This window comes from Nocardioides sp. REDSEA-S30_B4 (assembly GCF_001627265.1).
In the GTDB taxonomy this organism is placed as follows: domain Bacteria; phylum Actinomycetota; class Actinomycetes; order Propionibacteriales; family Nocardioidaceae; genus Nocardioides.
This window is the reverse complement of sequence record NZ_LUPI01000080.1, coordinates 62,930-78,027: the sequence shown is the minus strand read 5'-3', so window position 1 is coordinate 78,027 and position 15,098 is coordinate 62,930. Positions and strand designations below refer to the sequence as shown.

General features: G+C 74.4%; 11 protein-coding genes. 10 read left to right on the top strand and 1 reads right to left on the bottom strand.

Annotation, left to right across the window (positions count from 1 at the left end):
* The first annotated feature begins 6 nt into the window (after positions 1–6).
* Together A6R01_RS15015 and A6R01_RS15010 are read left to right on the top strand one after the other, a co-directional pair.
* Positions 7–981, top strand: a complete 975-nt coding sequence (locus A6R01_RS15015; RefSeq protein ID WP_292607466.1) for an AraC family transcriptional regulator — start codon at positions 7–9, stop codon at positions 979–981.
* 153 nt (positions 982–1,134) lie between these two features.
* Complete coding sequence (locus A6R01_RS15010; RefSeq protein WP_292607463.1) at positions 1,135–3,249, top strand: PhoX family phosphatase; 2,115 nt, start codon at positions 1,135–1,137, stop codon at positions 3,247–3,249.
* 95 nt (positions 3,250–3,344) lie between these two features.
* Here A6R01_RS15010 and A6R01_RS15005 read toward each other — a convergent pair whose 3' ends face one another.
* Entirely contained in the window at positions 3,345–4,121 is a 777-nt protein-coding gene (locus A6R01_RS15005; protein WP_292607460.1) for a 3-oxoacyl-ACP reductase family protein, read from the bottom strand.
* A 92-nt stretch (positions 4,122–4,213) separates the two neighbouring features.
* Here A6R01_RS15005 and A6R01_RS15000 point away from each other — a divergent pair, with 92 nt between their 5' ends.
* The 8 genes from A6R01_RS15000 (at position 4,214) to A6R01_RS14965 (ending at position 15,069) form a co-directional block, all read left to right on the top strand.
* Positions 4,214–4,819 carry a rhomboid family intramembrane serine protease gene (locus tag A6R01_RS15000; protein ID WP_292607457.1) on the top strand — a complete coding sequence of 202 codons (606 nt, stop codon included), beginning with the start codon at positions 4,214–4,216 and terminating at the stop codon, positions 4,817–4,819.
* Between the two features lie 2 nt (positions 4,820–4,821).
* Complete coding sequence (locus A6R01_RS14995) at positions 4,822–5,613, top strand: enoyl-CoA hydratase-related protein (protein WP_292607455.1); 792 nt, start codon at positions 4,822–4,824, stop codon at positions 5,611–5,613.
* Between the two features lie 141 nt (positions 5,614–5,754).
* Positions 5,755–7,095, top strand: coding sequence for an MFS transporter (locus A6R01_RS14990; protein WP_292607452.1), 1,341 nt, complete (start codon positions 5,755–5,757; stop codon positions 7,093–7,095).
* A 96-nt stretch (positions 7,096–7,191) separates the two neighbouring features.
* Positions 7,192–8,103: an LLM class flavin-dependent oxidoreductase gene (locus tag A6R01_RS14985; protein ID WP_292607450.1), complete on the top strand. Its 912-nt coding sequence runs from the start codon at positions 7,192–7,194 to the stop codon at positions 8,101–8,103.
* 164 nt (positions 8,104–8,267) lie between these two features.
* Entirely contained in the window at positions 8,268–10,757 is a 2,490-nt protein-coding gene (gene leuS / locus A6R01_RS14980; protein WP_292607448.1) for a leucine--tRNA ligase, read from the top strand.
* Between the two features lie 4 nt (positions 10,758–10,761).
* Complete coding sequence (locus tag A6R01_RS14975) at positions 10,762–11,721, top strand: DegV family protein (RefSeq protein WP_292607444.1); 960 nt, start codon at positions 10,762–10,764, stop codon at positions 11,719–11,721.
* A gap of 114 nt (positions 11,722–11,835) precedes the next feature.
* The gene (locus A6R01_RS14970) at positions 11,836–12,729 is read left to right on the top strand and encodes a ComEA family DNA-binding protein (protein WP_292607442.1); all 894 of its coding nucleotides are present in this window, start codon (positions 11,836–11,838) and stop codon (positions 12,727–12,729) included.
* A 3-nt stretch (positions 12,730–12,732) separates the two neighbouring features.
* Entirely contained in the window at positions 12,733–15,069 is a 2,337-nt protein-coding gene (locus A6R01_RS14965) for a ComEC/Rec2 family competence protein (RefSeq protein WP_292607439.1), read from the top strand.
* Positions 15,070–15,098: the final 29 nt, after the last annotated feature.

Here is a 15,098-nt window from a genome sequence, read left to right as displayed (position 1 = left end):
CCGGACATGTCCGAGCGCGTCCTCCCCGCCCCGGCGGCCACCGGCTGGGACTTCCCGCGCTCGGCGAGCGGGGTCCGGCACCTGCTGGGCTGGGCGGAGCGGGCGGGCCTCCCGGTCGGCCCGCTGCTGGTGGGCACGGGCCTGGCACACGAGGACATCGAGCGGGTCCCGGTGGTCACGGCCGCCCAGGAGCTCGCGGTGGCCCGGTCGCTGGCCCGCCGGGCGCCGGGCGCAGCGGCCGACGTCGGGAGGCGCTACACCGCCGACTCCTTCGGCGTCATGGGGTGGGCGATGCGGTCCTCGACGACGGTGGGCGACGCCGTCGACGTGGCACTGCGCTTCATCGACCTCAGCTTCGCGTTCGTCATCCCGGTCGCACGCCTCGAGGGGGACCGGGTGGTGGCCGACCTCGACGCCACCGCCCTGCCCGCCGACGTACGACGCTGGCTGCTCGTCCGCGACACCACGGCCGTCGCCACGGTGCTGGAGTCGCTGGTTCCCGGCGGGGTCGGCGTGGTCGTGACCTTCGAGGGCGACCGGGCCACCCTGTCCTTCCCCGCGGCCGAGCTGGACCGGCCGCTGGCCCGCGACCGCGGGGCCGACCGGGCCGCGGCGGAGGCCGCCTGCCTCGGCATCGCCGACCAGCGCCGCGACCTGCCGGCGACCACCGCGGACGTGCGGGTGCTGGTGACGCAGCGGCTGGCCGACGGTGCGCCTATGGCGTCCGTCGCGTCCGCGCTCGGCGTGACCGAGCGGACGCTGCGCCGACGGTTGGCCGCGGAGGGGACCGGCTTCCGCGAGGTCGTCGACGAGGTGCGCAGCGGCCTGGCGGACCAGCTGCTGGCGGTCGGGCTGCCGGTCGCCGACGTGGCCGCCCGCCTGGGCTACTCCGAGGCCGCGGCGCTCGTCCACGCCCACCGGCGGTGGACCGGGACGACCCCCTCGTCGAGGCGCCGTCCGGCGCGCCCCGACGACCGCTGAGCGGATACCTCCCCGGGCGTTCACCGAGACGTCGACCGGCCGTCGCCCCGGGGCAGCCAGGGCGCTCGCCGGACGTCCCTAGGTTGCGCACGGCCCACCCCCCGGGTGGCCCGCGCAGCCTGCTGCGCTGTCCCCGAGCCCAGGAAGTCACCGATGACCCAGACCCCTCTCTCCGACGGCCGCCCGCTCCTCTCGCTGACCCCCACCGGGTCGACCGTGCACGGCTCCCGCAGCCGGATGACCTGCTTCTACCGCTGCGGCAACGCCTGCGACCACCCCGAGCCCAACACCTCCGACGCCGGTCACGTCCGTGACGAGATCGCCAAGGCCGTCGCCCGGCGCGCGGTCCTCAAGGGCGCGGCCGTCGGGTCCGGTGCCCTGGTCCTCGGGGGCCTGTCCGCGACCGCGGTCCCCGGCACCGCCGTCGCCGCCGACACCGCCGCCAGTGCCGACACCGCCGAGCGGCGGGTCTCCGACGACCTGGCGAAGGTCGCCTTCATCCCCGTGCGTCCGAACCGTCGCGACGCGGTGGTCACCGCGCCCGGCTTCGACCACGAGGTCGTCATGCGCTGGGGTGACCCCGTCGTCCACGGCGCCCCGGACTTCGACGCCCACGCGCAGACCGCCGAAGCCGCGCGGATGCAGTTCGGCTACAACTGCGACTACGTGGGCGTGCACGTCCTGCGGGACCACAGGAAGGACGGCAAGGACCGGGCCCTCCTCGTGGTCAACCACGAGTACACCGACGAGCAGATCATGTTCCCGGCCGACACCTACACCGACGCCGAGATCGCCGAGATCGGCCTGGCCAACCACGGCATGTCGGTCGTGGAGCTGCGTCGCGGCATGGTCCCCGGGTCGTGGCGCCCCGTCACGAACCTGAAGAAGGCGAAGTACAACCGGCGCATCCACCACCGCACCGAGTTCAAGGTCACCGGACCGGCGGCGGGTGACGACCGGCTCAAGACGTCGCAGGACCCGACCGGCACCCGGGTGCTCGGCACGTTCAACAACTGCGCCGGCGGCATGACGCCCTGGGGCACGTCGCTGTCGGGCGAGGAGAACTTCAACCAGTACTTCCAGGCCACCGGCGAGCTCGACGCGCGCTACACCGAGGAGTACGCCCGCTACGGCATCGGCGCGGGCGGGTCGGGCCGCAACTGGCACACCGTCGAGGAGCGCTTCGACCTCACCGCCGAGCCCCACGAGCCGCACCGGCACGGCTGGATCGTCGAGGTCGACCCGTTCGCGCCCGACGAGGCGCCGGTCAAGCACACGATGCTCGGCCGCTTCAAGCACGAGGGCGCCAACGTCATCGTGTCCAAGGGCCACGCCGTGGCCTACATGGGCGACGACGAGCGCGGCGACTACCTCTACAAGTTCGTCTCGGCCAAGAAGGTCGCCAAGGGCTCCTCGGAGAAGGCGCGCCGCAGGAACAAGCGGCTGCTCACCAAGGGCACGCTGTACGTCGCCCGCCTGACCGGCGACGGCTCCGCCGACGGCGTGCACGACGGCACGGGCGAGTGGATCCCGCTGTGCAGCGACACCGAGTCGTTCGTGCCCGGCATGTCGGTGGCCGACGTCCTGATCTTCACCCGGCTCGCCGCCGACCAGGTCTCGCCGACCAAGATGGACCGTCCCGAGGACGTCGAGCCGAACCCGGTCAACGGCAAGGTCTACGCCGCGCTGACCAACAACTCCCAGCGCGGCTCGCGCTTCGAGCCCGACGAGGCCAACCCGATCACCACCTCGATGGTCCGCTCCTCGATCGGTGCCCCGCTCACCGAGGCCTCGGGCAACCGCAACGGCTACGTCCTGGAGATGACCGCCGACGGCAAGGACCACACCCGGACCACCTTCACGTGGGACCTGATGCTGGTCTGCGGAGACCCCGAGGCGCCGGAGACCTACTTCGCCGGTTACGACAAGGCCCGGGTCAGCCCGATCAGCTGCCCCGACAACGTGGCCTTCGACTCCGCGGGCAACCTGTGGATCTCCACCGACGGCAACGTGCTCGGCTCCAACGACGGCATCTTCCGGGTGCCGGTCGTCGGCTCCGAGCGGGGCCACGTGCAGCAGTTCGTCACGATGCCGCGCGGCGCCGAGGCGTGCGGCCCGCTCATCACCGACCGGAACCGCTCGCTGTTCTTCGCCGTGCAGCACCCCGGGGAGATCGACGGCGCGACGTTCGAGGACCAGGCCTCCACCTGGCCGCACACCGACGACTTCCCGCGCCCGTCGGTGGTCGTCGCCTTCCGTCGCCGCTGACCGGCACACCGCTCACCACCACGTACCACCACGCACCACCACGCACTGCGCCCCGGGACCGATGGTCCCGGGGCGCAGTGCCGTGTGCGGCGGCGTCAGGCGATGGTCATCCCACCGTCGACGGGGATCGTCTGACCGGTGACGTAGCCACCCGCGGCCGAGGCCAGGAAGACCACGGCGGCGGCGAGCTCGCGCGGGTCGCCCTTGCGGCCGGCGGGGATGCGCTGCTGCTGGGACTCGAGGTAGCCCGGGGGGTACTGGTCGGTCATCTCGGAGGTGAAGAAGCCCGGCGCGATGGAGTTGACGCGGATGCCCTTGCGGCCGGTCCACTGCTGCGCCAGGTCGCGGGTGAGCCCGTTGAGGCCCGCCTTGGAGGCGGCGTACGCGGCCTGGGGGAGACCGGCGGTGGTGATGCCGAGCACCGAGGAGATGTTGACGATGCTCGAGCCGGGCTGCATGACCCGGCCGCAGGCCTGGGCCATCCAGTAGCAGCCGTTGAGGTTGACGTCGATGACGCCGGTGAACTGCTCGGGGGTCTCCTTGGTCGAGGGGACCGCGGTGCCGACGCCGGCGTTGTTGACCAGCACGTCCACGTGGCCGAACTCCTCCATCGCCAGCGCGACGATGCGGTCGCAGTCCTCGACCTTGGCGACGTCGGTCTCCACGCACAGCGCCTTGCGACCCGCGGCCTCGACGAGGGCGGCGGTCTCGGCGAGCCGGTCCACGCGCCGGGCGCCGAGCACGACGTCGGCGCCGGCCTCGGCCAGGCCCTGGGCGAAGGCGACGCCCAGGCCGCTCGAGGCGCCGGTGACGATGGCGACCTTGCCATCGAGGCGGAACATGTCGGGGACGGAGGCTCCAGGAGTGCTCATGCCCGCATCGTAGGGGACCGAGGACCTCCTGACCGAGCACTCGCTCGGTCCGCGGTCGGTGGGTCGTCGAGACCCCCCGTACGCTCGACCGCATGCCCCGGTCCAGCACCCGACCCCGCACCTGGCCGACCGCCGCCGCGATCACCGCCGGGTTCGTGGCGCTGCTGTGGGTCGTCGAGGCGTGGGACCAGTGGACGCCCGCCGTGCTCGACGACGACGGCATCCGGCCGCGGAGCACCGAGGGCCTGCTCGGCATCGTCCTCGCGCCGCTGCTGCACGGCTCGTGGGGCCACCTCGAGGCCAACACGCCCCTGGTGGCGCTGCTGCTCTTCCTCGTCCTGCTCGGCGACGTACGCCGCGGGCTCGCCGTCACCGGGGTCATCTGGCTCGTCGCGGGGCTGGGCACCTGGCTCGTGGCCAGCCCCGGCACCGTCCACGTGGGCGCGTCGGGGCTGGTGTTCGGCTGGCTGGTCTACCTCGTGCTGCGCGGCTGGTTCGCCCAACGGCTGGGGCAGGTGCTGCTCGGCGCGCTGCTCTTCCTCGCCTACGGCGGGCTGCTCTGGGGCGTCCTGCCGGGCCAGCCGGGCATCTCCTGGCAGGGGCACCTCTTCGGCGCGGTCGGCGGCCTGGTCGCGGCCCGCCGGCTCGCGACGCAGGACGGGCGCGGAGCGGGGAGCCCGACGCCGTACGGTTCCTGACCGTGACCGAGACGCCGCAGACCGACAGCGAGCAGCAGCAGGACATCCGCGTGGACCGCGGTGACGGCGTGGTCGAGGTGACCTTCGACCGGCCGCACCGCCACAACGCCTTCACCCGCGACATGTACGCGCAGATGCGCGAGCTGTGCGCCGAGCTGGCCGAGGACCGCGACACCCGGGTGCTCGTGCTGCGGGGCGCCGGCGGACGCGCCTTCGCCGCGGGCAACGAGATCTCCGACTTCCTCGAGCAGGACGCAGTCGCCTACGAGGACTGGATCCGCGAGCTGCTGGAGGCCCTCTTCGCGCTCCCGCAGGTGACCGTGGCGGCCATCGACGGCGTCTGCGTCGGAGGCGGCCTGGCCGTCGCCACCCACTGCGACCTGCGCATCGCGACCCCGCACTCCCGCTTCGGCTACCCGATCGCGCGCACCCTGGGCAACGCGCTGGCCGGCTCGATCGTCTACCGCTGCGCGAGTGTCTTCGGGGAGTCGCTGACCCGCGAGATGCTGCTGGCATCGCGCCTGGTCGACGCCTCGCGGGCGCACGCGGTGGGCGCGCTGATGAGCGTCACCGACGACCTGGACGCCGAGCTGGAGCGGGTCATCGACGGCCTGCGCGCCGCCAGCCCCGTGACCATCCGGGCCACCAAGGGCCAGCTGCTCGACCGTGCGCGCCGACTCGAGGCCTCGCCCGAGGGCGACGGCGACCTGCTCCGCGAGGTCTACACCGGCCCCGACTTCGCCGAGGGCGTCCGGGCGTTCCTGGCGAAGGAGAAGCCCGCCTTCCGCGGCTGAGCCGGGAGGTCCATCGGCCGGCCGATGAACCTTGCCGTGGGCCGATGGAGGCCCATCGTCCGACGGCAGGGTCTGTCGGCCGGCCGATGAACCTTGCGGGACGACGGAATGTCCGACGGCCGGGGCTCGTTGACCAGGGTCGTGACCTCCGACGACTCCCGCCGCGTCAGCACCGTCCTCGGGCTGCTGTTCGGCCTGGCCGCGATGGGCTCGGCCTCCGCGGCGATCGTGCTGTCCGACGTGGCGGCGGAGTTCGACGTCTCGGTCGGCCAGGCCGCCTGGGTCATCAGCCTCTACGCGCTGCTGCTGGCGGTCACCACCGCGGTGCACGGCCGGGTCTCCGACCTCGTCGGGGTGCGGACGCCACTCCTGGTCGGCGTCGCGATGATGGCCGGGGGAGCCGTGGCCGCGGCCCTGGCTCCGACGTACCCCCTGCTCCTGGCCGCGCGCCTCCTGCAGGGTGCCGGCGCCGCCGCCGTCCCCGTGCTCGGCGTCGCCGCCCTCTCCGCGAGGTACGACGGTGCCGTCCGCGACCTCGCGCTCGGCCGGCTCGCGGGCTGGTCGGCGGTCGTCGCCAGCCTCGGCCCCCTGGCCGGCGGCCTCGTCGAGCACGCCTTCGGCTGGCGCGCCGTGCTGGCGCTGCCCGCGCTGGGGCTGCTGGTCGTACCGCTGCTGTGGCGGGCGCTCGGCACGACCGGCAGCGGGGCCGACCTCGACGTGCCCGGCGCCGTGCTGGTCGGCCTGACGGCCGCCGGCCTGGTCCTGCTCGTCCAGTCGCCCTCGACCGGGGGAGTCGTGGCGCTGGTCGGGGCGGTGCTGCTGGTGCTCGGCGCGCCCGTGACCGCGCGCAGGGTGCGTCGCCGGCCGGACGGCTTCCTGCCGCTGGTCGTCGTCTCCGACCCCGCCGTGGTGCGCAGCGCCGTCGCAGCCGCCGCGGTGCCCGCCGCCTGGTTCGGGCTGCTCATCGCGGTCCCCGCGGTGCTGGTGGCCGACGGCTGGGAGCCGTGGCAGGTGGGCGCGCTGCTCATCCCCAGCGCGGTCGTCGCCGCCGTCGTCCCCCGGGTCACGGGGCCGCTGCTCAGCCGGATCGGTCCCTCACGCTCCCTGGCCGTCTCCGCCACGTCCGCCTCCGCGGCCCTGCTCGTCACCGCGCTCGGTGTCGCCCTGCGGCCGGGGGCGCTCGGGGTCGCGGTGATCGCGGCCTCGGTGCTGCTGGTGACCTTCGCCTTCCTGCTGGGCCAGCCGGCGCTCTCCGCGGCGGTGGGTCAGGCGGTCCCCGCCGACGTCCGCGGCGTCGCCCTGGGCGTGGCCACGTTGGTCTTCCTCACCGGCGGCTCGGTCGGCTCGGCCGTGGTCGGCGGCATCGGTGACGTCATCGACATGGGCGTCGCGCTCCTCGTGCTCGCCGTCCTCCCGCTGCTCGGCCTGCTCACGCTGCGTCCCCTCCTGCGCCGCGACCCCGCCCCGGTCACCGTCCCCTGAGACGCCGAGCCGGCGCATCCTTCCGGAAGGACGAGCCGGCTCGACGTGGGTGAGACGGAGGAACGACGGCCCGGGGGTGTGCGAGAGTCCGGGGCCATGCAGCGCGCACTCCAGGTCGGCATGACGCTCCCGGTGATGGAGCCCGACCTCTGGGACGCCCCGGACACGCTCGAGCGGTGGGCGCGGGCGATCGACGAGGGGCCGTTCTCGAGCCTGTGCTTCGGCGAGCGGATGGCCTTCGCCAACCCGCACGCGCTGACCCTCCTCGGGGCGGTCGCCGCGTGGACGACCCGGGTGCCGCTGGTGACCACGGTGCTCGTGCCCCAGCTGCACGACCCCGTCACGCTCGCGAAGGCCCTGGCGACCGCCGACCGGCTCAGCCGGGGCCGGCTCACCGTCGGGGTGGGCGTCGGTGGTCGTGAGGAGGACTACCGTGCCGCGGGCGCCGACCCGGCGACGCAGACCATGCAGCAGATGGCCGACCGGGTCGCGGTCATGCGTCGCGTCTGGGCGGGGGAGGACGTCACCGGGGCCACCCTCCCCGTCGGTCCGCGGCCCCTGCAGGCGGGAGGACCCCCGGTCCACGTCGGCACGATGGGCCCGCGCACCGTCAGGCACGCGGCGCACTGGGCCGACGGCCTGGCCGGGGTCACCCTCGACCTCGACACCACCGCCGTCGCGGGCCTCTTCGAGCTCGCCCGCAGCGCCTGGGCGGAGGCGGGCCGGACGGCGCCGCACCTGGCGACGTCGTTCTGGTTCGCCCTCGACGACGGCGACGGGTCCGCGCGTACCCAGGTGCACCGCCACCTGCGGCACTACATGAACTGGATCCCCGCCGAGCTCGTCGACGCCATGGCCCCCACCACCGGCTTCGCCGGCACCCTGCCCCAGCTGCGCGAGACCCTGCTCCGGATGGCCGACGCCGGCGCCGACGAGGTGCAGCTGATCCCGACCGGCAGCGACGTCCGCCAGGTCGCGCAGGTGGCCGAGGTGGTCGCCTCGCTGTGACCAGCGGTAGCATTCCCGGCGTGCGCCAGGACCTGCTCCTTACCTAGCCGCGACGGCCAGCACCACGCCGCCGCGGCTACCCCTCTGCCCGAGGGGTTTTTTTGTGCCCCCGAGCCGGTGCCGAACCCGATGAGCCAGGTCCACCAGACGTGAGAGAGAAGACGATGAGCGAGCAGGTCCAGGCAGACGAGGCCACGACGTACGACGTGAAGGCCGTGGAGGAGAAGTGGCGCCCGGTCTGGGACGAGCTGCAGCCCTTCCGCGCCGACGACGACTCCCCGCGGGAGAAGAAGTACGCGCTGACGATGTTCCCCTACCCCTCCGGCGACCTGCACATGGGCCACGCCGAGGTGTTCGCGCTGCACGACGTGGTGGCGCGCTACTGGTGGCAGCGCGGCTACGAGGTGCTCAACCCGATGGGATTCGACTCCTTCGGGCTGCCCGCGGAGAACGCCGCGATCCGCAACGACGAGCACCCGGCGACGTACACGAAGGCCAACATCGCCAAGTCGATCGAGTCCTGCCAGAAGTACGCCGCGTCCTTCGACTGGTCGCGCACCTTCAACACCTCCGACCCGGAGTACTACCGCTGGACGCAGTGGCTGTTCGCCCGCTTCTACGAGCGCGGCCTGGCCTACCGCAAGAACTCCCCGGTCAACTGGTGCCCCCAGGACCAGACCGTGCTGGCCAACGAGCAGGTCGTGCAGGGTGCCTGCGAGCGGTGCGGGGCGGAGGTGACCAAGAAGGAGCTGACCCAGTGGTACTTCAAGATCACCGACTACGCCCAGGAGCTGCTCGACGGGCTGGACGAGCTGGAGAAGACCTGGCCCGACCGCGTCGTCACCGCCCAGCGCAACTGGATCGGCCGCTCCGAGGGCGCCCACGTCGACTTCGTCGTGCAGGGCCGTGAGGAGCCGGTCACCGTCTACACGACCCGCCCCGACACGATCTTCGGCACCACCTTCATGGTCGTCGCCGTCGACGCCGCGCTGGCCGACGAGCTGGTCACCGACGCGCAGCGTCCGGCCTTCGAGGCCTACCGCGAGGAGGTGCGCCGCGCCAGCGAGATCGAGCGGCTGGCCACCGACCGCCCCAAGACCGGCGTCGACCTGGGTGTCACCGCCACCAACCCGGTCACCGGCGAGCAGATCCCGGTGTGGGCCACCGACTACGTGCTGGCCGACTACGGCACCGGCGCGGTCATGGGCGTGCCCGGCGGCGACCAGCGCGACTGGGAGTTCGCCACCGCCATGGGGCTGCCGATCGTGCGCACCACCGAGCCGCCCGCCGGCTTCGAGGGGGAGGCGTACGCCGGTGAGGGCCCGGCCATCAACAGCCCCGCCCCCGGGCAGTCCACCGCCCTGAACATCAACGGCCTCGACGTCGACTCGGCCAAGCGCGCGACGATCGCGTTCCTGGAGGAGATGAAGGCGGGCACCGGCGCGGTCAACTACCGGCTGCGCGACTGGCTGCTGAGCCGCCAGCGCTACTGGGGTGCGCCGATCCCGGTCGTGCACTGCCCCGAGCACGGTGAGGTGCTGGTCCCCGACGACCAGCTGCCCGTCGAGCTGCCCGACCTGCGCGGCGCCGACCTGAAGCCCAAGGGCACCTCCCCGCTGGCCTCGGCCACCGAGTGGGTCAACACCACCTGCCCGACCTGCGGCGGCCCGGCCACCCGCGACGGCGACACGATGGACACCTTCGTGGACTCGTCGTGGTACATGTTCCGCTACTGCTCGCCCCACGAGACCGACCGCGTCTTCGACAGCGAGAAGGTCAACGCCTGGATGGCGTGCGACCTCTACGTCGGCGGCGTCGAGCACGCCGTGCTGCACCTGCTCTACGGCCGGTTCTTCACCAAGGTCCTCAACGACATGGGCCTGGTCGACTTCCGCGAGCCGTGGCTGGCCCAGCTCAACCAGGGCTTCGTCATCAACCAGGGCAAGAAGATGAGCAAGTCCCTGGGCAACGGCGTCAACCTGGGCGAGCAGCTGGAGGCCTTCGGCGTCGACGCCGTGCGCCTGACGCTGGTCTTCGCCGGCCCGCCCGAGGACGACATCGACTGGGCGAACATGTCGCCCGACGGGTCCCTGAAGTTCCTGCAGCGTGCCTGGCGCCTGTCCGGTGACGTCACCTCCGCGCCGGGCACCCCGGCCGGGGGCGGCGACGTCGCGTTGCGCCGGGTCACCGCCCGCACCGTCCACGACGCGGCCGAGCTGGTGGAGTCCTACCGCTTCAACGTCGTGGTGGCCCGCGTGATGGAGCTGGTCAACGCCACCCGCAAGGCGATCGACTCCGGCCCCGGCGGCGCCGACCCCGCGGTCCGCGAGGCCGCCGAGGCGGTCGCGGTCCTGCTGTCGCTGGTGGCGCCGTACGTCGCCGAGGAGATGTGGGAGCGCCTCGGGCACGAGCCCACGGTCGCGCGTGCCGGCTGGCCGGTCGTCGACCCGGCGCTGCTGGTCGAGGACACCGTCACCGCCGTGGTGCAGGTCAAGGGCAAGGTCAAGGCCCGCCTGGAGGTCGCCCCGGACATCGCCGAGGCCGACCTGGAGGCGCTGGCCCTGGCCGACGCCGACGTGCAGCGCGCGATCGGCGACGCGCCGGTCCGCAAGGTGATCGTGCGTGCGCCGAAGCTGGTCAACGTGGTGGTCTGACCCGGTGAGCTCCCCGGGGACCCGTGTCGTCGTCGTCACCGACTCCACCGCCAGCCTGCCTGCGCAGGTGGCGGAGGAGCACGGTGTCGTCGTCGTGCCGCTGCAGGTCGTGATCGGCGCCGAGGTCCTCGACGAGGGCGCCGAGGGGGCCACCCCGGAGCGGGTCGCGGCGGCGCTGAAGGAGTGGACGCCGGTCTCGACCTCGCGGCCCTCGCCGGCCGTCATGCTCGAGACCTACCGCCGTGCGGCCGAGGACGGCGCGACCGCCATCGTGTCGGTGCACCTCTCGGCGGAGATGAGCGGCACCTTCGAGTCCGCGCACCTCGCCGCCCTCGAGGCGCCCGTGCCGGTGATCCCGGTCGACTCGCGCCAGGTCGGGGTGGCGACCGGGTACGCCGCCCTCGCGGCCGCCCGCGCGGCAGCCGACGGCGCCACCGTGGAGGAGGCGGCCGACGCCGCCCGCGACTGCGCGGAGCGGTCGTCGTCGCTGTTCTACGTCGACACCCTGGAGTACCTCCGTCGAGGCGGCCGGATCGGTGCCACCGCCGCGCTGCTCGGAGGCGCCCTGGCCGTGAAGCCGCTGCTGCGGATCGAGGACGGTCGGGTCGCACCGCTCGAGCGGGTGCGCACCTCCGCCCGGGCGCTGGCCCGCCTCGAGGAGCTGGCGGTGACCGCGGCCGAGGAGCTGGCCGGAGGGCTCGACCCCGAGGTGGCCGTCCACCTCGACGTCGCCGTCGCGCACCTGGCCAACCCCGACCGTGCCGCCACGCTGGCCGAGCACTTGCAGGAGCGGCTCGGTGAGCGGCTGGCCGACGCCACCGTGTCGTGCGGCGAGCTCGGTGCCGTCCTGGGCGCGCACGTGGGGCCGGGGATGATCGCGGTGTGCGTCGCGCCGCGAGGGCCGGTGCCCGACCGGGGACCCGGCGGGGAGCCCGGCGAGGACCACGAGGCGTCCACAGCCTGACCGGTGGGCGGCCTGCTCCACAGGACGCGTCGATGCCCGACTGAGGGGCCCTGCGCCTCCCTAGCGTCGCCCCATGCGATCGCGACGATCCACCGAGCACCGCGAGGCGAGCCGGTGGAGCCGGCAGCCGGACCCACGCGCGCGTCCTCCTGGGACGGGTCCGGGACCTGGGGCGGACCCACCCGGGTGCGGGACGTCCCCTCCGTCCTCCACGACCGCTCCCGGCTCGACGACCTGATGGGGCCGGAGCCCCTGGGGGACGTCGAGCCGGTCCCGGTCGCGCGGACGGTCCCGATGCCGGGCAGGCACGCCAGCCGGCGCCCGAGCCGGTTGCCCGTGCCACCGACGCACCTGCGGCTGGGGCTGGTCCACCTCGCGGTGGTCGCGGTCATGGTGGCGCTCGGTCTGGCCGTCACGAGCTGGTGGGTCGTGCGCTCCGAGCCGGTCCCGCTCGCGGCCCCGCTGGCCCCCGCCGCGTCCGACACCGGCCCCACGGGGTCGCTGGTGGACCTGCCCTCCGACCCGACGGGGGAGACCCCCGGAGGGACGGGGGCGGCCGGCGAGGAGGACGGGGCGGTCGTGGTCGTCGACGTGGCCGGCCGGGTCCGACGCCCCGGTGTGCTCGAGCTCCCCGTCGGTCCCCGGGTGGTCGACGCCATCGAAGCCGCCGGCGGTGCCCGGGGAGGCGTGGACCTGTCCGGGCTCAACCTGGCGCGGGTCCTCGTCGACGGTGAGCAGGTGCTGGTGGGCCAGGGCGCAGCCGCCGCCGGCGTACCGAGCGGGGCCGGTGCGCCCGGTGCGCCCGGCGCCCCCGCGGCGCTGGTGAACCTCAACACCGCCGACCAGGCCCTGCTGGAGTCCCTGCCCGAGGTCGGGCCCGTGACCGCCCAGGCGATCCTGGCGTGGCGCGAGGAGCACGGGGGCTTCACCGCGGTCCAGGAGCTGCTCGAGGTCGACGGGATCGGCCCGGCCACGCTCGAGACCCTCGCGCCACTCGTGACGGTCTGAGGCGTGCCCGCGGCGACCCGCCAGGCCGACCTGCGGATGGGGCTGGTCGGGCTGTCGGCGTGGGCCGGCGGGCTGCTGGTGGTGGCACCCGGCTGGACGCTCGTCCTGGCTGGGATCCTGGTGACGGTGGGTGGGGTCGGCGCCGCCGTGGTCGCCGTGCGCTCCCGCGGCCCGGGGCGCGCACTCGCGCTGGCCTGGCGCACCACGGCGCTGGCCTGCCTGCTGGCGCTGGTGGCGGTGCTCTGCGCAGGCCTCCTGCGCGCCGATCGGGTCCAGGGCGACCCGGTCTCCGCCCTGGCGGCCGAGGGCGCCGCGGTGACGGGCCGACTGGTGGTGAGCACGGATCCGCGGCCGATGGCCGGCGCTCGGACCGACGGGGTCTTCCTGCGCGCCGTGGTCGTCGAGATCACTGGACGGGGCACCGCGTGGAAGGTGCGGTCGCCGGTCCTCGTGCTGGCCCCGGCGTCCTGGGCCGACGTGCGTTTGGGCTCCACCGTGGCACTCGCCGGCCGGCTCCAGCCCACCGAGGACGGGGAACGGGCCCTGGCCGCGGTGCTCTCGGTGCACGGCGAGCCGACGCTGCTGGAGACCCCCGGGGCGTGGTGGCGGGCCACCGAGGTGCTGCGCGCCTCCCTGCGGGACGCGGTCGCGCACCGTCCCGCTCCCGAGCGGGTGCTCGTGCCGGCCCTCGTCGCCGGTGACGACGCCGGGCTCGATCCAGAGGTGGCCGAGGAGTTCCGGGCGACCGGGCTGACCCACCTGCTCGCCGTGTCCGGCACCAACCTCACGCTGCTCCTGGGGGCGCTGCTCGTGCTCGCGCGCCTGGTGGGCGTGCGCGGCCGCGGACTGCTGGTCCTCGGGATGGCCGGCGTGGTGGGGTTCGTCCTGCTGGCCCGCACCGAGCCCAGCGTGCTGCGTGCCGCGGTGATGGGCGTCGTGGGGCTGCTCGCGCTGACCCATGGCGGTGGTCGGGCCGTCCGCGGGTTGGGTGTCGCGGTGACGGTGCTGCTGCTCGTCGACCCGACGCTGGCCACCGCTCCCGGGTTCGCGCTGTCGGTGCTGGCGACGGGAGGGATCGTGCTGATCGGCCCGCGCTGGCGCGACGCGCTGGCCCGGTGGCTGCCCCGCTGGCTCGCCGAGGCGATCGCCGTGCCCACTGCGGCGCAGCTGGCGTGCACGCCCGTCGTGGCTGCCCTCAGCGGCCAGGTCAGCCTGGTGGCGGTGGTGGCCAACCTGCTCGCCGCGCCCGCCGTCGGTCCGGCCACCGTGCTGGGGCTGCTCGGCGGCTGCGTCGGCCTGGTCTGGCCCTGGGCCGGCCGGTTGCTCGGCACGGTGGCCACGTGGTGCGTGGGCTGGATCGTCGTGGTCGCCCACCGGGGTGCGGGCCTCCCGACGGCGGCCGTCGACTGGTCCACGAGCGGAGCCGCCCTGGCGGCGCTGACCGCGCTGACCGTGGTGCTGGCCTGGCGGGGGCCCCGGCTCGTGAGCACCCGGGCCCGAGGGGCGGCGAGCTGTGTGGTGCTGGTCGTCGCGGTGCTGGTGCGACCGCCGGTGCCCGGGTGGCCCCCCGACGGGTGGGTGCTCGTGGCGTGCGACGTCGGGCAGGGAGACGCCCTGGTGCTCGCCACCACCCCGGGGCATGCGGTCGTGGTCGACGTCGGGCCCGAGCCCGGGGTGGTCGGCCGCTGCCTCGACGACCTCGGGGTGGCCACCGTCGACCTCCTCGTCCTCACGCACTTCCACGCCGACCACGTGGACGGGCTGTCGGCGGTGCTCGGGTCCCACGACGTCCGCGAGGTCTGGGTCAGCCGGGTGCTCGACCCGGCCGACGGGGCGCGGTCGGTGCTCGCGGACGCGGCCGCCGCCGGCGTACCCCTCCACCCCGCGCCGTACGCCGGAGCCTGGCGCTCCGGGGCCACGCGGCTGCAGGTGCTCTGGCCGACCTCCGGGGAGCCGGGCACCGGTCCCGGGGACGGGACGGCGGCGAACGACGCCAGCGTGGTGCTGCTGGTCGAGGTCGCTGGCCTGCGACTGCTGCTCACCGGCGACCTGGAGCCTCCCGGCCAGGCAGCGCTGGCACGCACGCTGCCCGACCTGGCCGTCGACGTGCTGAAGGTGCCCCACCACGGCAGCTCCTACCAGGACCTCGGGTGGCTCACCGGGCTCGGTGCACGCGTCGCCGTCGTGACGGTCGGGGAGGACAACGACTACGGCCACCCCGCGCCCTCGGTGCTGACCGCGCTGGAGTCCGCGGGGGCCCGTGTGTTGCGCACGGACACCGACGGGTCGGTCGCGGTGGTGGCGGGCGAGGCGGGCCCCTCGGTGCTCACGACCCGGTGACATGACCCGGTGACTGGGCGGGAGGCCGC